Genomic DNA, 22,257 nt, shown 5'->3' on the forward strand with positions numbered 1-22,257 from the left:
GCAACCGCTCGGGAATGCCCGGATTGTTCCCCGAAAAGGGTGGGACTTACGCCGGTCCCGCTCGCAACCCCTCGGCGTCGAGCACTACAGAGGCGGTGACAAACCGCCCGCACTGTTCGCCGTAGGGGAAGGCCCCGCGGGGCCGGAATTCCAGCGTGCGCACCGGCAGTGGCTGGCCGTCGCGGGAAATTCCGGTGGCTGTCACCGCCATGGAAGACTCGGTGAGTGAGTCCAGGAACAGCATGCCGATCAGCGTTCCGTCGGGTGATGCCGTGGCGGAGCATACGCCGTCGGGACTGCAGCCCTGGTCCACAGAAACTGAGCCTGGGCGGAGTTCCACGGCGTCTTCCCTGCACACCCCGTCCTGGCACGCCTTCAGCCGGAGCGTCCCCACGTCCGGCACATAGGAAACTGGAATGGTCACCGAGACCACGGACGCCTGCGCGATCGCCGGGCAAGGCGTCGGGCCCTCGTAGTAGTAGCAGGAGGTGAGGACCGCCGTCGTCATTACTGCCAGAAGCAGCCCGGACTTGCGCATACTTCAGCGTAGGACCGGGCCCCCGGCGGCCGCACGGCTACCAGGAAAGTGAGCCAAACATTGTTATGGCTCCAGCGCCAAAGAGCACCAGAATGAGACCTGTGGCCAGCCGGCCCCGGGCCACGAAAAACACAGGCAGGGTGGATTCGGCCGGATTGGCCGGGTTGTAACGAACAGCGATGGACTGGCCGATGACTGCCTGGTCCTGGCTGTAGCTATCGGACTGGCCCAGCCAGCGTTTGCCGCCGGCGTCGTCGAATTCGTACGACGGCGCAAACCGGTCCCTGCCGTTGCTTCCGGGGCCGTCCTTGCCGTGCAGGTTGCCGGTGACGGTCGCGGCGGCCTCCGACCAGCCGGCCATGGACCGTTTCCGGCGCAAGGATGCAGCCAGTGACAGGGCCGCGAGGATAAGGCCCAGGACAAGGAAAAGCCCGGGCAGCACAACAAAGATCAGCTTGATGGAATCCACGGCTCAGCCCAGTGGGAAGTTGCCGGCAACCCAGAACAGCAGCAGGGAAAACAGGGCGAAGAACGGCATCAGGCATCCGAGGATCGCCTTGGAATCCGACGACATCTGAAACGACTGGTTGGGGTTTGCGGGGTTGTACGCCACCTCCACCGGCGTTCCCGGCACCTGTTGGTTACGGTACGACACCTCCGATTCGCCGGCATAGAGAATCCCGTTCGGGGTTGCGAACTGATAGGTGGGATAGAAGCGCCGGCTTCGCGATGAACCGCCGCTGCCACCGCTCCAGCCCCCCACGTTGCCGGTTACAGTGGCCTGGACCTTTGGCCAGCCAGCGATCAGTTGCTCGTGGCGCTTGGTCTTCCGCAGCGTATGGAGCAGCGCGAAAATGGCCCCCGCCACCCACAACACCGCAATGGTGTACAGCACGATTCTCATCAAATTCCCCCGGTTCGAGTCACCAGAAAGTATGCCATCCGGCCTGAGACTCCCCCAAAGTGCCTACCCCGGCAGCCGGTAGCCGCCCTCGTGGAGCTCGGCCAGGCCGTCGCCGAGGAGTCCGGCCAGCGCACGTTCCAGCTGCTCGGGGGCAGAGTTCAATCGGTGCAGCGCCGCCAGCGGCACACCGACACCGTCCGCCTCGAAGCCCAGGTCTGCCGGCTCCTGCTGGAACATTTCCGCCGGCACGGGGCTGTCCGCGAGCCGCAGCACCGCCAGCACCGCGCCGCGGACCTGGCGGTCCGTGCCGTGCCACGCCTGGCCCTTGGGGACGTACGACGGCGGCGGCTCACCGGCCGCCAGCCAGGCGCAGGAGTCACGCACCGGGCAGGCCGCGCACTTCGGCGCCCGCGCCGTGCACACCAGTGCCCCCAGCTCCATGACCGCAGCGTTCCAGCGGACGGAGGTCCCGGCGTCGTCCGGCAGCAGTTCCGCCGCGAGCCGCATCTCCGTTGCGCTCAGGGACGGTGCGGGGAGTGCGACGCCGGAAAAGAGGCGCGCGTGAACGCGCCGGATGTTGGTGTCCACCACGGTTTCCCGCCGGCCGAAGGCAAAGGCGGCAACGGCCGCGGCCGTGTAGCTGCCCACCCCGGGCAGTGCCAGCAGCTCGGGAAACGTGCCGGGGACCTTGCCGCCGTGATCGCGGACGATGGCGGCGGCCGCCGCATGCAGGCGGAGCGCACGGCGGGGGTAGCCGAGCCGGCCCCATGAACGGACTGCTTCGCCGGCGGGTTCACCGGCAAGCCCCGCCGGGCCGGGCCACCGCTCCAGCCATTCCCGCCAGACCGGCAGCACCCGCACTACGGGCGTCTGCTGCAGCATGACCTCACTGACCAGGACGCCCCACGCCGCGCAGCCCGGTTCGCGCCAGGGAAGCTCCCGGGCGGTCTCCGCGAACCAGCCCGTGATCCGACGGTGCAGTTCCGCGAGTTGCAGCACGTCAGGAGTGGTTTCGGGCGCGCCGCCCGCGGGCATGGCTGGGGAAAGGGTTGTAGCGTCGATCCCCACACTGTAGTTGATTCGTGCCCTGTAGTTGATGCGTGGCGGCGCATGCCAAGGTGCGCCCAAGGCAGCCGCCGGCGAAGTGTGACCTTAGCGTTGGGCGGGTAACGGCGTGGTGGCCGGGCAGAAACGGGCCGGTTCTCTAGCCTAGAAGGATGGGCAGGCAAGGCAATTCATCACAGCGCAATACGGCATCCGCTTCCGGTTCCCGGGCGGGTTCCGGCGCGCCCCGGAAGGCGAGCCCCGCCGTTTACCGCCGTCGCCGCCTGTTCGTAGGGATAGCCCTCCTGATTGTGCTGGGCCTGGCGTTTGGTGGTTTCGCCGTCGGCGGTGCCTTCAATGGCACGGAGCAGGCGTCCTCCACGGAAAGCACCGCCCCGGACGCCACCGGCGCGGCCCCTGCTCCGAGCGAATCGCCGTCGGCAGCCCCCAGCGCCGCCCCGACGCCAACGCCCACACCGACTCCCACCTGTAACCAGAACCTGGTTACCGTGTCGGCGTCGACGGACAAGCCGGCCTATGGCCCTGACGAGAAGCCGCTGCTCAGCCTGAAGGTGACCAACGGCGGCACCATGCCCTGTGAGGTGAACATCGGCACGTCCCAGATGGAGTTTGTGGTGACCAGCGGAGCGGACCGGATCTTCTCGTCCAAGGACTGCCAGGCCAAGAGCGAAGATCTCATCAAGACCCTTGCGCCGGGCGCCAGCGAGATGGCCAACTTCCAGTGGGCGCAGAACCGGACGCTCGAAGGATGCCAGGCTATTGCGACCAAGCCCGGTGGCGGCGGCGCCTACTACATCTTCACGGCCAAGCTCGGGTCGAAAGCCAGCCCAAAGGCAGTGTTCCAGCTCAACTGAAGCTTCTTTTAATCGAGTGTTAGAGGAAGCGGTCCAGCAGGCTTGCTTCGGCCATCCGGCTCAGGCCTTCGCGGACGGTGCGGGCGCGCTGATCGCCGATTCCGTCGACCGTCATGAGGTCATCGATGGTGGCGGCCATGAGGAACTGCAGCCCGCCGAAGTGGTCCACCAGGCGGTCGGCCACTGCCTTGGGGACTGCCTTGAGGCCGGAGAGCAGCCGGTAACCGCGGGGCTGCACTACGGCGTCGAGGTTGGCTTCGCCGCCTGCAAAACCGACGATTCCGGAGATCTTGCCGAGGTCGATCAGCTCGGTGGGTCCCAGGTTCACCAGTGCGCTAACGGCTTTCTCGATGTCCGCGGCCGAAGCGTCGGGGCCGGCATAATCGCGGATGATGACGTCGCTGCCCGGGCCGCGGCCCACTGTCAGTTCATCCAGCTGGAGCGACAGCAGCCGGCCGTCCTCACCCAGCTCCAGGACGTATTGGGAGATTTCCTCGGAGATGCGGCGGACCATTTCCTGGCGTTGCAGGGTGACGGCGACGTCGCGGACAGTCACCATGGCCTCGATCTCCAGTGCGGACAGCGAGCTGGTGACCTGGTCCAGCCGTGAGCGGTACCGTTCCAGGGTGGCGAGGGCCTGGTTGGCGCGGGCCAGTACCTTTTCGGATCCCTCCAGGACGTGCCGGAGGCCGTTGACGTACAGCGCGATGATCTGCATGGACTGGCTGACGGAGATCACGGGAACGCCGGTCTGGATGGCCACGCGTTCGGCAGTGCGGTGCCGGGTGCCGGATTCCTGGGTTTCGATGCTGGAGTCCGGGACCAACTGGACGGCGGCGCGCAGGATGTTGCCCGCGTCCTTGTCGCAGATAATGGCGCCGTCCATCTTGGCCAGCTCGCGCAGCCTTGTGGGGGAGAAGTCGATGCCGATGTCGAAACCGCCCGAGCAGATGGATTCGATGGTCCGGTCGATGCCCAGGACTATCAGTGCGCCCGTGCGTCCCCGGAGGATCCGTTCGAGTCCGTCCCGCAACGGCGTGCCCGGAGCCACTCTGCCCAGAGTCGCCTTGAGCGATTCTTCGGGGCTCCGCGCCATAGGTGTTCCCTTCAAAGGTGCGGACTGAGGCCCGCAGGAGCGGCGGATTTAGCCTCCGCCGGCAGGATGAAAAGTACTCAGTTTCCCGCAAGCTCAATGATAGAGGTAAGAACGGGCAACAACCGCACGGACAAGCCCTAAAGTGCCCCATGGTGGATTGCGCGAAAGTGCCTCAGGAGCGCGTCCGACGGCGGCTGTCCGGAAAGCGTTTTGCCCCCGCTTCCCGGACCGGGAGCATGCGGACCGGAAGGGCGGACCGGAAGTCTGAGCCCTCGGAGGCCGGTGCGGTGGAGACGCCGAATCCCGGGGCCGTCACCCTCCGTAAGGTCCCGCTGGCGCCGCTGCGATAAACTGGAACTTGGCTTTCCCAGAGCCACGCTTCCCCATCAGGCCTGCCGAGCGCCTTGGGGTAACCCCACCGCAGCGAAAGTAGCACCGTGTCCCAAGATGTCCTTAGCCCCGCCCGGGTCAACGAGATTCACAAACAGGCGGCCCGGCGTCGGACCTTTGCTGTTATTTCCCACCCCGACGCCGGCAAATCCACGCTGACCGAGGCGCTGGCACTGCATGCGAAGGTCATCGGCACTGCCGGCGCCTCCAGCGGCAAGGCCAACCGCAAGGAAACGGTCTCGGACTGGATGCAGATGGAGAAGGACCGCGGCATTTCCATCAGCTCGGCCGCCCTCCAGTTCTCCTACCGCGACACCGTCATCAACCTGCTGGACACCCCCGGGCACGCGGACTTCTCCGAAGACACGTACCGCGTCCTGGCCGCCGTCGACTGCGCCGTGATGCTGGTGGACGCTGCCAAGGGCCTGGAAACGCAGACCATGAAGCTGTTCGAGGTCTGCAAGGCGCGCAACCTGCCCATCATCACTGTCATCAACAAGTGGGACCGGCCGGGCCTGGACGCCCTGGCGCTCATGGACGAGCTCACCGAGCGCACCGGCCTGCAGCCCATGCCGCTGACCTGGGCCGTCGGCATCTCCGGCGACTTCCGCGGCGTCTGGGATCTCCGCAACGACCGCTTCGCCCGCTTCCAGCGCAACAACGCCGGCGCCAACATCGCGCTGACCGAGTACTTCACGCCGGAGGAAGCCGCCGAAAGCCAGGGCAACAACTGGTCCGACGCCGTGGACGAAGCGGGCCTGGTGATCGAATCCAACCTTGAGTTCGACGTCGATGCCTTCCACGCGGGCACCGCCACCCCCATCCTGTTCAGCTCCGCCGCCCTGAACTTCGGCGTAAAGGAAATCCTGGACGCACTGGTGGATTTCGCGCCGCCCGCAGCACCCCGCCCGGATGTTGATGGCAGCCCGCGGGCAGTGGAGTCGCCGTTCTCCGGCTTCGTGTTCAAGGTCCAGGCCGGCATGAACAAAGCCCACCGCGACCACGTGGCCTTCATCCGCGTCTGCTCAGGCGTCTTTGAACGCGGCATGGTGGTCACCCAGACCCGGACCGGGAAGTCCTTCGCCACAAAATACGCCCAGCAAGTGTTCGGCCGCGAACGCGAGGTCATCGACGAGGCCTACCCAGGCGACGTCGTGGGCCTGGTCAACGCCTCCTCGCTGCGCGTGGGCGACAGCCTCTTCCTTGAAGACGCGGTGGAGTACCCGGCCATTCCGCTCTTCGCCCCCGAGCACTTCCAAGTGGCCCGGTCCAAGGACCCCAGCAAGTTCAAGCAGTTCCGCCGCGGCATCGAGCAGCTCGAGCACGAGGGCGTCATCCAGGTGCTCCGCTCCGACGTCCGCGGCGACCAGGCGCCGGTGCTTGCCGCCGTCGGGCCCATGCAGTTTGAAGTGGTGGAGGACCGCATGGCGCACGACTTCAGCGCGCCCATGCGGCTGGAGCGCCTGCCCTATTCCCTTGCCAGGATTTCGACGGCGGACGCGATGGCCACGCTGGCGAACGTACCCGGCGCCGAGGTGCTGTTGAGGTCCGACGGCGAATACCTCGCCTTGTTCAACGACGTCTGGGCACTCCGCCGGATCGAGAAGAACCACCCCGATCTGACCCTTGTGCCCATCGGCACCCACAACCCCGCAAAGTAGCCAAAGATGACTGCAATCCAACACAGCGCAATTCAACCGCGGGCACTGATCACCGGCGTCGGCACCATCAACCCGCTCGGCTCCGCCGTTGCCGGGACCTGGTCCGGCCTGCTGGCGGGGAAATCCGGCATCGCCGCGCTGGATGCGGACTGGGCGGAACAGCTGCCGGTGCGAATGGCCGGGCAGGTCACGGCTGACCTCTCGGAGCACCTCACCACGCGTGAGCTGAAGCGGATGGACCGGTGCGGCCAACTTGCGCTGGTGGCGGCGCGTGAAGCGTGGAAGCAGGCCGGCGCGCCGGAGGTCGATCCCGAGCGGTTTGCCGTGGTGATCGGCTCTGCCTACGGCGGCCTCGGCTCCACCCTCGAGCAGGACCGTGCGCTGGCCAGCGGCGGTCCGCGCCGGGTATCCCCGCACACCCTGACCCGGCTGATGGTTAACGGCCCGGCAGCATGGGTTTCCATCGACCTTGGCGCCCGCGGTGGCGCCCGCACCCCAGTCAGTGCCTGCGCGTCCGGCGCCGAAGCAATTGTCCAAGGCGCCGAAATGATCAGGTCCGGAGCGGTCGACGTCGTTATCGCCGGAGGCGTGGACGCTTCAGTGAACGACCTGGTGATCACCGGTTTTTCCCAGATCCGTGCACTCTCCACGCGCAACGACGACCCGCAGCGGGCATCACGCCCCTTCGACGGCGCCCGCGACGGCTTTGTCCTCGCAGAAGGCGCGGGGATTGTGGTGCTGGAAAGTGAAGCACACGCCCAGGCACGCGGCGCCGCCGTCCTCGGTGCAGTGGCCGGCGGGGCAGTCACCTCCGATGCCAACGACATCGTGGCCGCCGACCCGGCCATGCAGCAGCGGGTCATGCAAAAGGCGCTGGCCTCGGCCGGAATGCAGGCCTCGGACATCGGGTTCGTCCATGCCCACGCCACCTCCACCCCGGTGGGTGACCGGCTTGAGGCGCAGGCCATCAACGCCATATTCGGCGCGGACGTACCCGTGACTTCGACAAAGGGCCACACCGGCCACCTGCTGGGCGGTGCCGGTGCGCTCGCCGCCGTCGTGGTGGTCCAGGCCCTGCAGACCGGGCAGCTCCCGGGAACCGTCAACATCGAGGCGCTGGATCCCGAAGTGAACCTGAACGTCGTCACCGAAAACGCCCACACGCTGGCTCAGGGCACCGCCCCCGCCGGCCTGGTTAACGCCTTCGGCTTCGGCGGACACAGTGTTGCGCTGGTGATTACGGGGAGCTAACCCTCCCGCCGGAGCGCCGGAACGGTCCGTGGCCGCGGCGGGACACCGCGGGTTATTTTTCTGATGTGCTCGGGTCTGAGCCCGGTCAGGGACGCCAACTCGAAGTCGTCCATAATCCGCTGCTTGCTGGCCGATGCCAGCAGGTGCCTGCGCTCTTCTTCGACTGCCGCCTTCGACTCCTCCAGAGCCGTCAGTTCGTGAAGCAACCGGGAGATCAGCCGGAGGTGTTCGGCAGGGGACAAGCCCGTAGGCTGCAGGTCGTCGAAGGCCAGGCGGGTCCTGCGTACGGTCCAGGTGGAGAGCTGCGTGGTCCGCGAAAGGGCTGTCACGGGGACGCCGTCACGGAGGGCCTGCGCAACCATCTGGTTGAGGCTGGCCGAGAGATCCCGGATCCGGCTCGATCTGAAGCGGATGGCACCTTGCTTGTCAGCCAGCAGCCGGCTGAGCTCCGTCCGCTGCTGATCGGGGGTCTGCGGCGCCCGACGTCCCCGGTGTCGGTAACCTCCCGTGACCGCCCTTGCACCCTGATGGCCGGTCATATGTTCCTCTCCTTGAACAACAGGCTCTCAACCCTAGGTGCGTCCACTACTCCGCGGAAATACCGATATCCGGTGCGGTGATAAGCGGATTGTGTGGCCCGTCAGGGCATAAGGGTTGCTTATCCGTCCACGCAGAATAGGTCTTATCCAGACCGCTCCACAGTCCATAGGCTCGAATGACACAAGTCCCCTCACTGATGAACCATGGGAAGAGAACATGTCTGAATTCGTGCCTGCATCGCGTGTGTCACGCATCAAATCGTCCCCGAGCGTGGCCGCCGCTGCCCGTGTCCGGGAGCTCAAGGCTGAGGGACGCAGGATTCTCGACCTCACCGTCGGCGAACCGGATTTCGATACACCCGAGCACATCAAAGCAGCGGCCGTCCAGGCCATAGCCGACGGTGAAACCAAGTACACCTCCGTCACCGGTACGCCTGCCCTGCAGAAGGCCATCCTGCAGTCATTGGAGGTGAACACCGGCCAGCACTATTCAGCCCAGGAAATAACTATCGGCGGCGGCGCGAAGCAGGTCATTTTCACCGCACTCATGGCTTCCTTGGACGACGGCGACGAAGTGGTTATTCCCGCCCCCTACTGGGTCTCCTACCCGGACATGGTCCTGGCCAACGAAGGCAAGCCGGTCATCGTCCCCTGTGGCGAAGACACTGGTTTCAAACTCACCCCCGATGCACTCCGCGGGGCAATCACGGACCGCACAAAGTGGCTGATCCTTAACACTCCGTCAAACCCGACCGGAGCGGTCTATTCACGCGCCGAACTGCGGGAGCTCGCCGGCGTCCTGGCTGAATTTCCCGGCGTCTATGTTCTGACCGACGAGATCTACGACCAGATCTACTTTGGTGCAGGCAAACTGACCGGCCTCGTGGAAGCAGCCCCGGAACTCAGGGACCGCGTCCTGCTGGTCAACGGTGTCTCCAAGGCCTACGCCATGACGGGCTGGAGGCTCGGGTACGGGGCTGGCCCTGCCGGCCTGATCGGGGCAATCAACAAGCTCCAGTCGCAGATTTCCTCCTGCCCTTCCTCCGTCAGCCAGGCAGCCGCCGCGGCTGCACTTACCGGCGACCAGTCCTTCATCCGGACCAGCGGCGAGGTTTACCGCAGCCGCCGTGACGCCGCCGTCTCCGGGCTGAACGCGATCGCAGGGCTGTCATGCTCGACGCCGGAGGGAGCCTTCTACGCCTACGTCAACTGCGGCGGGGTGCTGGGCAAGTCGGCGCCGGACGGCACCGTCATCCGCGACGACCAGGACTTCGTCCTTTACCTGCTGGACCAGGCATCTGTCGCAGCGATCCCGGGGTCCGCTTACGGGCTCGGGCCATACTTCCGCATCTCATATGCCACCAGCCTCGACATCATCGAGGAATCCGTTGCTGCCATCGACAAAGCCGTCCAAGCCCTTAGCTGACCTATCCAAACCGAAGGACACTGACATGATCCACGTCAAGACAAACGTTGACCGGCCGACGGCGGACGCCGTAAGCCGCCTTGCGAAGTTCTCCTCTGCAACCATCCACGAAGCCCAGGGCAGGAAGGGCGCGCTCAGCTCGAAGATCAAGCCGATCGACCGCAGCATGTCCTTCTGCGGTCCCGCACTGACAGTGCGCTGCGCTCCGCGCGACAACCTCATGCTGCAGGTTGCCATCCACTACGCGGAACCGGGCGATGTTGTCCTGGTTGCTGCCGGCGAATTCGAGGAGGCCGGGACGTTCGGCGATGTCCTGGGCAACGCCATGAAGGCCAAAGGCCTTGCTGCCATGGTGACCGACTCGGGCGTCCGGGACACCCAGGACCTGATCGAGCTGGGCCTGCCGGTATTCTCCGGCAGTGTCAGCATCAAGGGAACGGTCAAGGAGACCATCGGCCCCATCAACCACCCGATCGTGTTCGGCGACGAGATCATCTACCCGGGCGACGTCCTGCGCGGCGATGCGGACGGTGTGGTGGTGGTCCGTAAAAACGAGATCGAGGAAGTCATCCGCCTCTCGCAGGAACGTGACGACACCGAACGCGATCTCATCCGCCGGTACCACGAAGGGGGCACCACCATCGAGCTGTGTAACCTGACCGAGGTTCTTAAGGCAAAAGGCCTGTTGGTCGAAGACGCCAGCTGACGCACAGGAAGGGTGGGCCGCCAACGGGGCGGCCCACCCTTCCTTCGTCAGCGGACTTAAACTATGAGGGTCCATGTCCTTGGTGGACATGGACCCTTTTGAGTCGTGCTTACTCAGTGGCTCCGGCTACAGCAGACGGTGTGTCAGCCAACCAGTGAGCGGGATACTGCATAGGCGCCCTGGGCGCCGGGCAGGGGATAGGCTGGCCTGCCGGAAATGGTTTCATCCAGAAGCCAAAGAGTTGCTCCTGATCCGGACATCGGCATGATGCTGCCTTCAAAAACAAACACGGCCTGGCCGTCCTGTCCCTCGGGAAACCAGAATCCGTTGGCCGGGCAGTGGGATCCGGTCCTTGCCGCCAACCGGGCGCCGCTAGCAGGGTTCCGGTGTGCACTGCTGATCTTTTTCACGATGTGCTCCCAATCAGGAAATCCAATGAGTAAATAATTGCCGGACCGTTCCGGCCTTTAATTACAGATTAGTTTCTTGGAGCCACGTTTACTAAGACCAAATCCATCTGCCATGATAAGGAAAATTTGTGCCACGCGGCACTATCTCGCGTATTTGGCGCTGAGCATTTCCTGCAGCATTTCCTTCAGGACCATCAGGACTGCAGATGCCGCTTCTGAAAGAGGTTCGTGGTCCGGTGTGCAGAGCGCTATCTTGCACTGCAGGCCGGGCTCAACTATCCGCAGGACCCGGAAGTCTTCCTCATGGAAGAGCGCGTCCGCTGCCGACTTAGGCAGGATGGTGGCGCCCATGTCCGCCCGCAGGAGCCGGGTCAGGGAAGGTACGGACTCCACCTCGCCCACCAGGCGAAGGCTCAGCCCCTTGTCCCGCATCCCCGCTTCGATAACTTGGCGGAGGGTGTGGTTCTGCTCGGGCAGGAAGAGCCCGAACCTGGCGGCCTGTTCAAGGGTGATGTCGCCCGACTCGCCGGCTTCAACCGCCAGTGGCCCTTTGCCGTTGACCACCAGATGTAGGTCCTCCACGATCATGGTGGTGAACTGGACGCCCCGGATGGGTCCCGGCTCGTAGATCAGGGCCATGTCCAGCCTGCCGTTCTTTATGGCTTCGCTGAGCACGCCGCCGTAGATCTCCGTCAAATGGAGCACGATGTCGGGGTATCTGCGTGCTACTTCGCCGATGATGCGCGGTGTGAGGCTCGACGCCATGCTGTACGGCGCGATAGCTATGGACACCCTCCCGGCAGGCGCTGCCCCGGAACTCGCCACATCCTGGCGGGCCTGCTCAACGAGGCGAAGGATCGTCTGGGCATGCCGGTAAAGCGTATGGCCCGCCGCCGTGGGCTGCACGCCTTGCTTACTGCGGATCAGGAGCCGCTGCTTAAGTTCCGTTTCCAGCGCTGACACCTGCTGGCTGAGGGCGGGCTGCGCAACGTGCAGGGCAGCGGCCGCCTTGGTGATGCTCCCTGAGTCAACGATCTTCACAAAGTAGGCAAGTTTTCGAGTATCCATACCGGCTTTTCTTTCGTCTGCGGCGCCCTGAAGCTTCGACGGGGTCATATCCGGATTCTATGGCGGGATACGCAATAGGTCTTTGTGTGATCCACATCTCGGGGCTAAGTTGATCTTCAGAACATAATTTCTGTGACGAAACGATTGTATCCCGTCGGGACATAAGCGGCGATGATGCCCCTATATCCCTTTTTGCATAACCATCCCGTTCACAGAATGAGCCGTCTTCTTTTACATCAGCGAAACATGCGCTGCATATGTTTTAGGAGCATTCTCCAGAATCCGCCGGCCAATGATCCGGGTTCGTCCTCAATAAGGAAGAGACACAAAATGAGAGTTATCACTAAAGGCAAGATCGCCTTGGCTGCTGCTGCGACAGCAGCAGCCCTTGTGCTCACCGGCTGCGGCGGCGGCACCGGGTCCGCTGGCGGCGGAAACTCAAGTGCCACGTCCGGCGAGCTGAACCTGATCGCCTACTCCGGAGTCTGGCAGGACCAGTACACGGCCGCCGTGATCGAGCCGTTCAAGGCCAAGTATCCGGACATCAAGATTAACTACGCCTCCAAGCGCTCCTCCGCCGAAATGCTGAGTGCCCTCCAAGGTCAGAAGAACAGCCCCGCCACTGATGTGGCAATCATGGACAACTCGGTATCAACAACCGGCAACACCCAGGGACTGTTCGACAAAATCGATGCCGCCGCAGTACCCAACCTTGCGAACGTTCCGGACAAGTTCAAGAACAAGGACGGTTTTGGCCCGGTAGTGATGCTCGACGCCGTCGGACTGCTTTACGACACCGCAACCTTCCCCAAGGCCCCTGAGAGCTGGGACGTGCTCTGGGATCCGGCGTACGCCGGCAAGATCAACGTCAACGCTCCGCCGTCCCTGCTGGGCCTCTCCCTGACGGCCATCACCTCGAAGATGGAAGGCGAGGATTACACGAAGAGCATTGACAAGGCCGTAGCCCGCCTCAAGGAAATGGCGCCCGGCGTGCAGACCTTCGCACCGAACCCCGATGAATACCAGAACGTCATCACCGGCCAGACAGTATTGGGACTTGGGCAGAACGCCCGGGGCCAGTTCTACAGCGACCAGAGCAACAAGAAGATGGGCGTGACCTTCCCCAAGGAGGGCACTGTCTACCAGATCAACACCGTGAACATCGTCAAGGATGCTCCGAACAAGGCAGCGGCCCAGACCTTCGTTGACTATGCCCTGTCCGCCGAGGCGCAGACAGCTTTCGCCAAGGCCCTCTTCTACGCACCGTCCGTGACCAACGCCGAACTCCCGGCGGACGTCAAGGACCGGGTGGTTCCCACTGACGGCTCCTTGAACATCGTTCCGCTCGACGTCGAATTCCTGGCCACAGCGCGTGACAAGTGGACCGACACCTGGAAGCGCCAGATCATCACCAAATAACCGTTCCCACGGTGCCCCTCCCCAAACCGCTTCAGGAGAAGTGAAATCGTGACTGAATCAAAACTGTCCATCGTGGATCTGACCAAGAGGTACGCAGCGGGACTCGATCCCGCCGTCGACCGCCTGAACATGGAAGTGGAGGAGGGGCACCTGGTGGCGCTACTCGGCCCGTCAGGCTGCGGCAAAACAACAACCCTGCGCATGGTGGCCGGGCTCATGGACCCCACGGCCGGCTCCATCGTGGTGGACGGGAAAGAAATCACCCACACTCCCGTGAATAAGCGCGGCATGGGCATGGTCTTCCAGTCCTACGCACTCTTCCCGCACATGAACGTCGAACAGAACGTCGCGTTCGGGCTGCAGATGCGCCAGACCTCAAAGGCTGACCAGAAGCGCCGCGTAGCGGGCGCGCTGGACATGGTCCAGCTCGGCCACCTGGCCAAGCGGCAGGTCAGGGAGCTCTCCGGCGGACAGCAGCAGCGCATCGCCCTGGCCCGCGCCCTTGTTGTGGAGCCCACGCTCCTGCTCCTCGATGAGCCCTTGTCCAACCTGGACGCCAAGCTCCGCGAGACGATGCGGACCGAGATCCGTTCCATCCAGCAACGGACACGGGCCACCACGCTGTTCGTCACCCACGACCAGGACGAGGCGCTGGACATGGCTGACCGGATCGCCGTGATGAACGGTGGCCTCATCGAGCAGTTCGGTTCCCCCACCGAGGTCTACGAAAGGCCGCAGACGCGGTTCGTGGCAAACTTCATCGGCCAGGCAAACTTCCTCAACGCCCGAGTACTGTCCGAGACAGGCGCGGCAGCCAAGGGCGAAACGCACTACCGGGTTTCCATCGACGAACTTGGTGAGTTCGGTGCGGTGGGCGCACCCGGGCTGACCGGATCCACGCATGAACTGGTCATCCGCCCCCACCGGCTCAGGGTGTCCCTGCGGCCTGCCGGCACCGAGACCATTGCGGGCGTCATCGAACGTGTCAGCTACACCGGCGACGCTATCTCCGTGGCCGTCAAGGCCGGCAACCGCGTCCTGCAGGCTCAGGTGCCCACCTCCAGTGGCGACCTGCCCCGCCCGGGCGATGCAGCGTACCTTTCGTGGAACGAGCAGGACGCATACCTGCTGCCCGCAGCAGTAAAGGATGCGGCAGGCCTGCTGCCTGCTGCAGAGCGGGATTCAGTAGCGTGACCGCCACCCACACACAGACCCCGGCCACCCGCCGGGCCGGTGCTGCCGAAGGCGATCTGGAGCGGGCCACCGGACGCCGGAACCGGCGGACCTATCTGGCCCTCCTGATTCCCGGCCTCCTCGGGTTGCTGGTGAGCTTCGTTTTCCCGCTCGCCTACATGATCCGGATGTCGTTTAACCGCGGTGCGCCCGACGGCATCATCGAGGAAACGTTCACCCTGGACACATACATCCAGCCGCTGTCCGATCCGTACTATTGGCGGGTCACGCTCGATACGTTCCAGATGGGCGTCACCGTGGGCTTGCTCTGCATCCTGGTGTCCTACCCGGTGGCCCTGTTCCTCGCCCGGAGCACCAGCAAATACCGCGGGCTGCTCATGGCAATAGCCATTGCACCCCTGCTCACCTCGGCAGTTGTGCGGACTTACGGGTGGATGGTCATCCTGGGCACGAACGGCCTGGTTAACTCTTCGCTGGAGGGCATGGGCCTGATCGATACGCCGCTGAAGCTGACGAACAACATGACCGGCGTAACCATCGGCCTGGTGGAGATCTTTATGCCGTACGCCATCCTCGCCATGATCTCAGGCTTCGGCCGCCTCAGCCCGCAACTGGAAGAAGCAGCCGGATCCCTGGGTGCCAGCAAGCTGCAGGTGTTCACCAGGGTCACGCTTCCGCTGAGCCTTCCGGGCATCCTCACCGCGTTCCTGCTGGTCTTTGTCCTGTCGATCAGCACGTTCATCACCCCGCGCCTCCTCGGCGGCGGCAGCGTGCAGGTGCTTGCCACGGAAATCTACGACCAGACCACCGGGCTCCTCAACTGGCCGTTCGCCGCAGCGCTGTCCGTCATCCTGCTGGTCCTGTTCGGCCTGATCATTGCCGTCTACCAGCGCCTCACCAAAAAGATCGGAGGCTAGCCATGTCTGAGGCCCGCCTATTCAAGCCGCGGTTCAACCCAGCCAAGCCGGCGTTCGGGATCCTCGTTTTCCTGCTCTACCTGTTCCTGCTGGCACCCCTGCTGATTGTTTTTGTTGTCTCCTTCGCATCCAACCAGTACCTGTCCTTTCCGCCGGAGGGCCTGACCTTCAAGTGGTACGAGATGCTGCCGCAGGAAAGCACGTTCATGAACGGCATGCGGGTGAGCCTCATCGTCGCGGTGACCGTGACCATCATCGTCCTCGCCCTCGGCGTTCCGGTGGCCCTGGCCTTGGACCGGTTTGAGTTCAAGGCCAAGGCAGTGGTGCAGTCATTTTTCCTCTCGCCGCTGCTGATCCCGAGCATCGTCCTGGCCTTGGGTATGGTCCTGCTCTTCGGGCCCCTCAAACTGACCAACACCTACGCGGGCATCATCATCGGCCACGTGGCCATCACCATCCCGTTCGTGATCCGGACAACGCTGATGAGCCTGGCCACCACCGACACGTCCTGTGAGGCTGCCGCGAGGATCCTCGGCGCAGGGTCCTGGACCGTCTTCCGGCGGATCACCCTCCCCATCATCCAGCCCGGCGTCATTGCCGGCGGCGTCATAGCCTTCATCGTCTCGTTCGACGAAGCAGTCATCTCATTGTTCGTGGCCGAATCGGGGCTGCCAACGCTGCCTGTGCAGGTTCTGCGGTACGTGGAGAACTCTGCCGACGCCGCCGTGGCGGCACTGTCGGTCATCCTCATCCTGATCTCTCTCGCCGTCGTGGTTGTGGTCGAGCGTGCCATGGGCCTCCGCAAAGCCCTGCGCTAGCGCTCCAGGGACAGGCCCCGGGTCATAACCGGGGCCTATCCCGTGACACCGATTACGTCTTTGTGTGGGGCAGCGCACGGTGCCACCCTTGAATAGGGGCACAGCAGCTGCCCCAAACTTTTCCCAGCTCCCCACCGGGGCAATGAAAGCCAGTACAAAAGCAAGGAAGGCACACAGTATGGGTCGCACAGTTGATCTCGTGGCAGATCTCGGTGAAGGCTTTGGTGCCTACTCCCTCGGTGATGACAGCGCGCTTCTTGAAATCGTCTCCAGCGCCAACATTGCCTGCGGATTCCACGCCGGCGATCCGGACATCATGGACCGCACGGTGGCAGAATGCGTCCGGCGCGGTGTCAGCATTGGTGCACACCCGAGCTTCCCGGACCTCCGCGGCTTCGGTCGGCGCGCCATGGACCTCACTGCGAATGAAGTCCGCAACGATGTCCTCTACCAGATCGGTGCATTGTCGGCCTTCGCCGCGTACCACGGAACCAGTGTTTCCCACGTTGCCCCGCACGGCCGGCTGGGCAACCTCGTGGCCACCCGCGAGGACTATGCCGGCGCAGTCGCTGACGCCGCGCACCGCTTCCGCCCGGACCTCATCGTTCTCGCCCAGGACGGCGAGCTCGCCCAGGCGGCGGCCAGCCGCGGCTTGCCCGTGGGCATCGTCGGCATCGCCGACCGGGCCTACGAGGACGATGGAACCCTCGTGCCGCGCAGCCAGCCAGGAGCCGTCATCCACGACCCTGCAACCATCGTCGACCGCACCATCCGGATGGTGTGCGAGGGCATCATCGAATCCGCTTCAGGCGTCCAGCTCGCCGTCGTCGCAGACACCGTCCTGCTCCACGGGGACAACCCCGGCGCAGTGGACCTGGCCCGCCTCATCCGCAGGGAACTGACCGCGGCCGGCGTCACCATCGCCCCGCTGGCCCAGGTCCTGGCCGCCAAAGCGGAAGCCGCCTGACATGGCTGCCACCCCAACTCCCGTCGAGGTTTACGAATCCGGTGACGCCGCCCTCCGCGTGGTGGCTACGTCCCCTGACCGTGAGCGCAACTGGGCCGCGGTGCACGCGCTGGCGTCATGGCTTGAGACTGCCGACGTCGACGGCGTCCATGGTGCGGTACCCACCTATGATTCGGTGCTGGTGGAGTTCGACCCCTACATCACCTCTGCACGGCAGGTCCGGGCCTTTGTCCTCCTTGGCATGCGCCAGCTTGATTTCGTGGGTGCCCCCGCACGTACGCCGCGGCAGTTTGATGTCCCGGTTGTGTACGGCGGCGAGTACGGGCCCGACCTGCAAAAGGTTGCGGACCACGAGGGCCTCTCGGTTGCCGGGATCATTGCCCTCCATACGGCCAAGTCGTACGTCATCCGCTGCCTGGGTGCGCCTGCTGGTTCACCCATGATGGATGGCCCGGACTTCCCGCTGCCTGTACCCCGGCTCAAGGACCCGCGGCTTTCGGTGCCGGCAGGAGCCGTGTCGGTCGCAGGCCGGCAGGCGGTAATCGCTCCTGCCGCAGCCCCTGGCGGGTGGTGCGTCATCGGACAGACACCCCTGACCGTGCTGAACGCGGACAAACAGCCACTCGTTCCCTATATGCCCGGCGACCTGCTCCGGTTCCACCAGATTCCGGCCGCCGACTTCGCCCGCCTTGCGGGCCGTGAGCTGGAGGCATCAGCATGAGCGGCACCCTCACCATCCAGCAGGCAGGCCACGCGGTGGTCACAGACCTGGGCCGGTTCAAGGGCCCGCGGTACGGGCTCCCTGTGAACGGGGCGCTCGACCAGTTTTCCGCCAGGGCAGCCAACATTCTGGCTGGCAACCTGGACAATGACCCGCTGCTCGAGGTCACCGCACTGGACTTCCGGATGCGCGCAGACACGGACGTGCTCATCGCCGTCACGGGCGCGCCCCTGACCCTTACGGTCGGCGGACGCGAATGCCCCCAATGGGAGCCGGTCTCGGTCCTGGCCGGGGAAACCGTGGCGATCCGCAGCATCAACACCGGCCTGCGCGCCTACGTCGCGGTTCACGGCGGATTGGAAGCCCCGACGCTGCTGGGCAGCTGCGCGCCGGACACCGTCGTCGGATTCGGCCTGAAACTCTCCGCCGGCACCGCCCTCGGGGCCAGGAAGACTGTCCCCCCGATCAAGCAGCCGTACTTTGACCTTCCGCTGTTCCGGCTGGGGCTTTCCCGCCCGGGAATCAGCGCCCGCCCGGTCATCGACGTCACGGACGGGCCGGACATCGCCGAATTCGGTGACACCGCGGACCTCCTGTTCGAGACCAGCTACACCGTGAGCGGCCGGAGCAACCACATCGGTCTCCGCCTCGGCGGGGCACTCCCGGAACGGCAGTCGACGGCGGAAGTCCTGTCCCGTGGTGTACCTGTCGGTGCCATCGAGGTGCCGTCGCGTGAAGAGCTGCTCGTCCTCCACCGCGGCCGGGGCGTGACGGCTGGTTACCCGGTTCTCGGTGTAGTTACCAGCCGCTCGCTGGATGCCCTGGCCCAGGCGAGGCCAGGCGACACCGTCCGCTTCCGCAAGACCACCGTCGCCGAGGCCACCGCGCGGCACCGCGCCGCGATGCGTGAACTTGAGGCCCTGCGCACATCAGTAAACACAGTCTTCGGTTTGCTGGGTGTGGGAGCCCCCGCAAGCTGGCGGGAACTCAAGCCGGCCTCCGGTAGCTGAGGTCCAGGTATGTCCCGCCTCTGTCCCCAGAAACAAGTAAGGATCTAACATGTCAACGTCAACGCGAGCGGCTGGTCCGCACAACGACCGCCTGGATGCCAGGCAAACCCGGAAGGTGGTAACCGCCGGCTGTGTGGGCATCTTCGTGGAGCTCTACGACAATGGCATCTTCGCCTTTATGGCCGGGACCCTTGCCCTTGTCTTCCTCGCTCCCGGCAACCCGGACAACGCGCTCCTGTTTGTCTTCGCAGGGTACGCCGTCTCATTCTTTGTGCGGCCGCTCGGCGCTGTGGTCTGCGGCTACCTTGGTGACCGCATCGGCAGGCAGAAACTCCTTGTCTTTGTCATCCTGCTTATCAGTGTGGCCACCGCCGGCATCGGCATCCTGCCCGACTACGCCGCGATCGGTATCGCGGCGCCGGTGCTGCTGGTCCTTCTGAGGCTCCTGCAGGGCTTCTCGGTCGGTGGCGAAGCCGCCGGCGCAATGACCTTCCTCGCCGAGCACGCCCCGGAAGGCAAGCGCGGCATCATCACCTCCTACGCCCAGATCGCTTCCTTCGCCGCCCTTCTGACGGGCACTCTTGTTGCCTATTCCATGTCCCCGTGGCTCACCCAGGCAGCCATCGAAGGCGGCGGCTTCGGTGCCTTCGCCTGGCGTATTCCGTTCCTGGTGGCCATCCCCATGGGCGTCATCGGCTGGTACATCCGGAAGGCCATCAGCGACACCCCCAACTTCCAGAAGCTCAAGGAAGAAGGCGGCCTGTCCGCCAACCCGCTGAAGGAGGCGTTCGCTTCGGCTGAACACCGCCGGGCGATGCTCCTGGCCCTGTTCATCCCCCTGATGAACGGCTCCGGCTACTACGTGCTTTTCTCCTACATGCCGACGTTCCTCAAGGGCAAGCAGCTGAACTTCACGATCGGTGAGGCTCTCCTGGTGACCGCCTGCAGCCTGGTGGCCATCTGCATCGCCATCCCGTTCATGGGCGCACTTTCAGACCGGATCGGGCGCAAGAAGGTTATTGCCGGTTCCGCGATCGCCATGGCCGTGGCGGGCATCCCGGCATACGCCATCATTGCCACGGGAAACATGGCCCTGGCCATCCTCGGTGCCTGCATCATGGCAGTGATCTTCGCCGGACACACCGCCGTGATCCACATCCTGATCGTTGAACTCTTCCCCACCCGTGTCCGGTATTCGGCGTACGGCCTCGGCTACAACATCTCGTCCGCGTTGTTCGGGGGTACGGCTCCGCTGCTGATGACCTGGCTGATCTCGTCCACCGGAAACATCTACATGCCTGCCTTCTACGCCGTGATCACGGCCCTGGGCACACTGGCTGCCGTCAGCACCGTGAAGGACCGGGCGCACCTGCCGCTCCGGGACGCGTAACCACTGCACAACCACTGCTGAACCGGGGCGGCGGCCGCGCGGCCACGCCCGAATCACTCTTCGCCAAACCCACTCATTGGAGACTTCCATGCCATTTTCAGACTATTCAACCGCCGTCGTCACCGGCGCATCCACCGGCATGGGGGCGGCCATCGCCGAACGGCTGGCCAAGCGCGGACTGCAGGTCCACGCCTTTGCCCGCAATGAAGACCGCCTGAAGGAACTGGCGGACCGAACCGGGGCGATCCCGCACGCCGTCGACCTGACGGACACGGCTGCACTGACTGCGGCGCTGGAGGGACTTCAGGTGGACGTCCTGGTCAACTGTGCCGGCGTCTCCCGTCCCGGCAACATCCTGGACTCCTCGGAAAATGACATCGACGAACTGGTGGACGTCAACCTCCGGTCCCTCCTTCAGCTGACCCGCCTGGTCCTGCCGGGCATGGTGGAGCGGGACAACGGCCACGTCATCAACATCAGCTCCATCGCAGGAATCTACAATTTCTACGGACACACGGTCTACCACGCCACCAAGGCAGCGGTGCACCAGATCTCACGCCAGCTCCGCAACGACACCGTGGGCAAGCGCATCCGGGTCACCGAAATCTGCCCCGGCCGGGTGGAGACCGAAATCTTCGGCCGCAACATGGGCGGCACGCCCGAGGCCATGGACGAAGCCTGGAAGACGTACTACGAGGGCTACGAGTCGCTGACCACGGACGACATCGTCAATGCACTGGACTATGCAGTGGAAACACCCCGGCACGTCAATGTGGGGATGATGGAAATCATGCCCACCTTCCAAGTACCCGGCGGCCTCACCTTCGACCGCCGCTGACCCACCAGCGTTCCCCGCAGCCCACGGCCACAGCCACCGCCACCAGCAGAAACGATAGGTCCCCCATGCAGGTCATCCGAACGGTCAGTTTCCCCGACAAGCAGCTGCTCGCAGATCTGGAGCCGCTGCCAGGCGGCCTCCGGGGCGTCATCTGGGACCTCAAGTCCGATCCCGAGGGCGGGTCGTTGGACGAGATCGATGCTGTGATCCTGCCCTACATCAACGCGGGCGCGGTGCTCCCGGCGCTCACCAAAGTTCCGGAACTCAAGTTCGTCCAGACCCAATCCACAGGGTTCGACGGCGTGCGGGAGGCCGCGGGACCGGGTGCGGCTGTGTCCAGTGCGGCCGGAGTCCACGCAGCGGCTACCGCCGAGCTGGCTCTGGGCCTTATCCTGGCCAAGCTTCGGGGGATCGACCAGGCAGTCCGTGACCAGCAGCAAGCGGTCTGGCGGCCCGAGCGCCGGCAGTCGCTCGCCGACCGGCGGGTGCTTCTGGCCGGCGTGGGCGGTATCGGCCAGGAAATAGCGCGGCGGCTGGAACCCTTTGAAGTGTCCGTCACGCGCGTGGGGAGTGCAGTGCGCGACGACGAGAACGGGCACGTGCACGCGTCGTCCGAATTGGCAGAACTGGCAGCCAGCCACGACATCCTGATCAGCGTCCTGCCGCTCAGCGACCAGACCCACCACCTGATCGGGGAGAAGGTCCTCGCGGCACTGCCCGACGGCGCACTGGTGGTAAACGTAGGCCGGGGAGCTGTGGTGGACACCGCGGCCCTGACCAGGGAGGTCACTTCCGGGCGGCTACAGTGCGCCATCGACGTGGTGGATCCCGAACCGCTCCCCGCCGACCACCCGCTGTGGGGTTCAGCCAACGCCCTGATCACGCCCCACGTTGGCGGCAACGCATCCGCCTTCGAACCGCGGATCCTCAAGCTCCTGGCGAAGCAACTGGAAGCGCTGGCTGCCGGCCGCCTCCCGGCGAACCTCGTCCAGCAGGGTCCGTTCGAAGCATAGCGTCCGCCCGCGGGACGCGGACGGCAACAACAAGACGGCAGCACCATGCGAGGAAGACGGCG

23 protein-coding genes are annotated in these 22,257 nt (G+C 64.7%); 15 read left to right on the forward strand and 8 right to left on the reverse strand.

The window, feature by feature from the left end; genetic code table 11:
• Positions 1–46: 46 nt before the first annotated feature.
• The 4 genes from IAQ70_RS15215 to IAQ70_RS15230 form a co-directional block, all read right to left on the reverse strand.
• Positions 47–538, reverse strand: a complete 492-nt coding sequence (locus tag IAQ70_RS15215; RefSeq protein ID WP_190990155.1) for a hypothetical protein — start codon at positions 536–538, stop codon at positions 47–49.
• 37 nt (positions 539–575) lie between these two features.
• Positions 576–1,007, reverse strand: a complete 432-nt coding sequence (locus IAQ70_RS15220) for a DUF3592 domain-containing protein (RefSeq protein WP_190990156.1) — start codon at positions 1,005–1,007, stop codon at positions 576–578.
• 3 nt (positions 1,008–1,010) lie between these two features.
• Complete coding sequence (locus IAQ70_RS15225) at positions 1,011–1,442, reverse strand: DUF3592 domain-containing protein (RefSeq protein WP_190990157.1); 432 nt, start codon at positions 1,440–1,442, stop codon at positions 1,011–1,013.
• Between the two features lie 63 nt (positions 1,443–1,505).
• Positions 1,506–2,477, reverse strand: coding sequence for an HhH-GPD family protein (locus IAQ70_RS15230; RefSeq protein ID WP_190990204.1), 972 nt, complete (start codon positions 2,475–2,477; stop codon positions 1,506–1,508).
• 182 nt (positions 2,478–2,659) lie between these two features.
• Between IAQ70_RS15230 and IAQ70_RS15235 the strand changes: the two genes are divergently transcribed.
• On the forward strand, positions 2,660–3,361 hold the full coding sequence (locus IAQ70_RS15235) for a hypothetical protein (RefSeq protein ID WP_190990158.1): 702 nt from the start codon (positions 2,660–2,662) through the stop codon (positions 3,359–3,361).
• A 19-nt stretch (positions 3,362–3,380) separates the two neighbouring features.
• On the opposite strand, the gene disA is transcribed toward IAQ70_RS15235, so the two are convergent.
• Positions 3,381–4,457, reverse strand: a complete 1,077-nt coding sequence (gene disA, locus IAQ70_RS15240; RefSeq protein WP_190990159.1) for a DNA integrity scanning diadenylate cyclase DisA — start codon at positions 4,455–4,457, stop codon at positions 3,381–3,383.
• Positions 4,458–4,894: 437 nt separating this feature from the next.
• On the opposite strand from disA, the gene IAQ70_RS15245 reads away from it, so the two are divergent.
• Both IAQ70_RS15245 and IAQ70_RS15250 read left to right on the forward strand, forming a co-directional pair.
• The gene (locus IAQ70_RS15245; RefSeq protein WP_190990160.1) at positions 4,895–6,508 is read left to right on the forward strand and encodes a peptide chain release factor 3; all 1,614 of its coding nucleotides are present in this window, start codon (positions 4,895–4,897) and stop codon (positions 6,506–6,508) included.
• A 6-nt stretch (positions 6,509–6,514) separates the two neighbouring features.
• Positions 6,515–7,759, forward strand: coding sequence for a beta-ketoacyl-[acyl-carrier-protein] synthase family protein (locus IAQ70_RS15250; protein WP_190990161.1), 1,245 nt, complete (start codon positions 6,515–6,517; stop codon positions 7,757–7,759).
• Here the strand turns inward: IAQ70_RS15250 and IAQ70_RS15255 are convergent.
• Positions 7,756–8,298 carry a hypothetical protein gene (locus IAQ70_RS15255; protein WP_190990162.1) on the reverse strand — a complete coding sequence of 181 codons (543 nt, stop codon included), beginning with the start codon at positions 8,296–8,298 and terminating at the stop codon, positions 7,756–7,758. The genes IAQ70_RS15250 and IAQ70_RS15255 overlap by 4 nt on opposite strands.
• Positions 8,299–8,515: 217 nt before the next feature.
• Here IAQ70_RS15255 and IAQ70_RS15260 point away from each other — a divergent pair, with 217 nt between their 5' ends.
• Positions 8,516–9,724, forward strand: a complete 1,209-nt coding sequence (locus tag IAQ70_RS15260) for an aspartate transaminase (RefSeq protein WP_190990163.1) — start codon at positions 8,516–8,518, stop codon at positions 9,722–9,724.
• A 25-nt stretch (positions 9,725–9,749) separates the two neighbouring features.
• Entirely contained in the window at positions 9,750–10,430 is a 681-nt protein-coding gene (locus tag IAQ70_RS15265) for a 4-carboxy-4-hydroxy-2-oxoadipate aldolase/oxaloacetate decarboxylase (protein WP_190990164.1), read from the forward strand.
• A gap of 143 nt (positions 10,431–10,573) precedes the next feature.
• On the opposite strand, the gene IAQ70_RS15270 is transcribed toward IAQ70_RS15265, so the two are convergent.
• Both IAQ70_RS15270 and IAQ70_RS15275 read right to left on the reverse strand, forming a co-directional pair.
• The gene (locus IAQ70_RS15270) at positions 10,574–10,840 is read right to left on the reverse strand and encodes a hypothetical protein (protein WP_190990165.1); all 267 of its coding nucleotides are present in this window, start codon (positions 10,838–10,840) and stop codon (positions 10,574–10,576) included.
• 141 nt (positions 10,841–10,981) lie between these two features.
• Positions 10,982–11,908, reverse strand: a complete 927-nt coding sequence (locus IAQ70_RS15275) for a LysR substrate-binding domain-containing protein (RefSeq protein ID WP_190990166.1) — start codon at positions 11,906–11,908, stop codon at positions 10,982–10,984.
• 330 nt (positions 11,909–12,238) lie between these two features.
• On the opposite strand from IAQ70_RS15275, the gene IAQ70_RS15280 reads away from it, so the two are divergent.
• The 10 genes from IAQ70_RS15280 to IAQ70_RS15325 all read left to right on the forward strand — a co-directional run bounded on the left by IAQ70_RS15280 (position 12,239) and on the right by IAQ70_RS15325 (position 22,195).
• The gene (locus IAQ70_RS15280; RefSeq protein ID WP_190990167.1) at positions 12,239–13,327 is read left to right on the forward strand and encodes an ABC transporter substrate-binding protein; all 1,089 of its coding nucleotides are present in this window, start codon (positions 12,239–12,241) and stop codon (positions 13,325–13,327) included.
• A gap of 48 nt (positions 13,328–13,375) precedes the next feature.
• Positions 13,376–14,521 carry an ABC transporter ATP-binding protein gene (locus IAQ70_RS15285; protein WP_317983678.1) on the forward strand — a complete coding sequence of 382 codons (1,146 nt, stop codon included), beginning with the start codon at positions 13,376–13,378 and terminating at the stop codon, positions 14,519–14,521.
• Positions 14,518–15,438, forward strand: coding sequence for an ABC transporter permease (locus IAQ70_RS15290; protein ID WP_317983679.1), 921 nt, complete (start codon positions 14,518–14,520; stop codon positions 15,436–15,438). Before IAQ70_RS15285 ends, IAQ70_RS15290 begins: the two co-directional genes overlap by 4 nt.
• Positions 15,439–15,440: 2 nt before the next feature.
• Positions 15,441–16,256: an ABC transporter permease gene (locus IAQ70_RS15295; protein WP_190990168.1), complete on the forward strand. Its 816-nt coding sequence runs from the start codon at positions 15,441–15,443 to the stop codon at positions 16,254–16,256.
• A gap of 178 nt (positions 16,257–16,434) precedes the next feature.
• On the forward strand, positions 16,435–17,223 hold the full coding sequence (locus tag IAQ70_RS15300; protein WP_190990169.1) for a LamB/YcsF family protein: 789 nt from the start codon (positions 16,435–16,437) through the stop codon (positions 17,221–17,223).
• A gap of 1 nt (position 17,224) precedes the next feature.
• A complete protein-coding gene (locus tag IAQ70_RS15305) occupies positions 17,225–17,944 on the forward strand; it encodes a 5-oxoprolinase subunit B family protein (RefSeq protein ID WP_190990170.1) in 720 nt (239 codons plus the stop codon).
• Complete coding sequence (locus IAQ70_RS15310; RefSeq protein ID WP_190990171.1) at positions 17,941–18,954, forward strand: 5-oxoprolinase subunit C family protein; 1,014 nt, start codon at positions 17,941–17,943, stop codon at positions 18,952–18,954. Before IAQ70_RS15305 ends, IAQ70_RS15310 begins: the two co-directional genes overlap by 4 nt.
• Before the next feature lie 49 nt (positions 18,955–19,003).
• A complete protein-coding gene (locus IAQ70_RS15315) occupies positions 19,004–20,344 on the forward strand; it encodes an MFS transporter (RefSeq protein WP_190990172.1) in 1,341 nt (446 codons plus the stop codon).
• An 88-nt stretch (positions 20,345–20,432) separates the two neighbouring features.
• Positions 20,433–21,182, forward strand: a complete 750-nt coding sequence (locus IAQ70_RS15320) for an SDR family oxidoreductase (RefSeq protein WP_190990173.1) — start codon at positions 20,433–20,435, stop codon at positions 21,180–21,182.
• Positions 21,183–21,247: 65 nt separating this feature from the next.
• Entirely contained in the window at positions 21,248–22,195 is a 948-nt protein-coding gene (locus IAQ70_RS15325) for a 2-hydroxyacid dehydrogenase (RefSeq protein WP_190990174.1), read from the forward strand.
• Positions 22,196–22,257 lie beyond the last annotated feature (62 nt).

This window comes from Pseudarthrobacter sulfonivorans (genome assembly GCF_014712225.1).
Classification (GTDB): domain Bacteria; phylum Actinomycetota; class Actinomycetes; order Actinomycetales; family Micrococcaceae; genus Arthrobacter; species Arthrobacter sulfonivorans.

Excerpts from the sequence above, each read along its gene's own strand:
- IAQ70_RS15215 (WP_190990155.1), bottom strand. The coding sequence starts at position 538 with ATGCGCAAGTCCGGGCTGCTTCTGGCAGTAATGACGACGGCGGTCCTC.
- IAQ70_RS15225 (WP_190990157.1), bottom strand. The coding sequence starts at position 1,442 with ATGAGAATCGTGCTGTACACCATTGCGGTGTTGTGGGTGGCGGGGGCC.
- IAQ70_RS15230 (WP_190990204.1), bottom strand. The coding sequence starts at position 2,477 with ATGCCCGCGGGCGGCGCGCCCGAAACCACTCCTGACGTGCTGCAACTC.
- IAQ70_RS15235 (WP_190990158.1), top strand. The coding sequence starts at position 2,660 with ATGGGCAGGCAAGGCAATTCATCACAGCGCAATACGGCATCCGCTTCC.
- disA (WP_190990159.1), bottom strand. The coding sequence starts at position 4,457 with ATGGCGCGGAGCCCCGAAGAATCGCTCAAGGCGACTCTGGGCAGAGTG.
- IAQ70_RS15250 (WP_190990161.1), top strand. The coding sequence starts at position 6,515 with ATGACTGCAATCCAACACAGCGCAATTCAACCGCGGGCACTGATCACC.
- IAQ70_RS15255 (WP_190990162.1), bottom strand. The coding sequence starts at position 8,298 with ATGACCGGCCATCAGGGTGCAAGGGCGGTCACGGGAGGTTACCGACAC.
- IAQ70_RS15260 (WP_190990163.1), top strand. The coding sequence starts at position 8,516 with ATGTCTGAATTCGTGCCTGCATCGCGTGTGTCACGCATCAAATCGTCC.
- IAQ70_RS15265 (WP_190990164.1), top strand. The coding sequence starts at position 9,750 with ATGATCCACGTCAAGACAAACGTTGACCGGCCGACGGCGGACGCCGTA.
- IAQ70_RS15275 (WP_190990166.1), bottom strand. The coding sequence starts at position 11,908 with ATGGATACTCGAAAACTTGCCTACTTTGTGAAGATCGTTGACTCAGGG.
- IAQ70_RS15280 (WP_190990167.1), top strand. The coding sequence starts at position 12,239 with ATGAGAGTTATCACTAAAGGCAAGATCGCCTTGGCTGCTGCTGCGACA.
- IAQ70_RS15295 (WP_190990168.1), top strand. The coding sequence starts at position 15,441 with ATGTCTGAGGCCCGCCTATTCAAGCCGCGGTTCAACCCAGCCAAGCCG.
- IAQ70_RS15300 (WP_190990169.1), top strand. The coding sequence starts at position 16,435 with ATGGGTCGCACAGTTGATCTCGTGGCAGATCTCGGTGAAGGCTTTGGT.
- IAQ70_RS15305 (WP_190990170.1), top strand. The coding sequence starts at position 17,225 with ATGGCTGCCACCCCAACTCCCGTCGAGGTTTACGAATCCGGTGACGCC.
- IAQ70_RS15310 (WP_190990171.1), top strand. The coding sequence starts at position 17,941 with ATGAGCGGCACCCTCACCATCCAGCAGGCAGGCCACGCGGTGGTCACA.
- IAQ70_RS15315 (WP_190990172.1), top strand. The coding sequence starts at position 19,004 with ATGTCAACGTCAACGCGAGCGGCTGGTCCGCACAACGACCGCCTGGAT.
- IAQ70_RS15320 (WP_190990173.1), top strand. The coding sequence starts at position 20,433 with ATGCCATTTTCAGACTATTCAACCGCCGTCGTCACCGGCGCATCCACC.
- IAQ70_RS15325 (WP_190990174.1), top strand. The coding sequence starts at position 21,248 with ATGCAGGTCATCCGAACGGTCAGTTTCCCCGACAAGCAGCTGCTCGCA.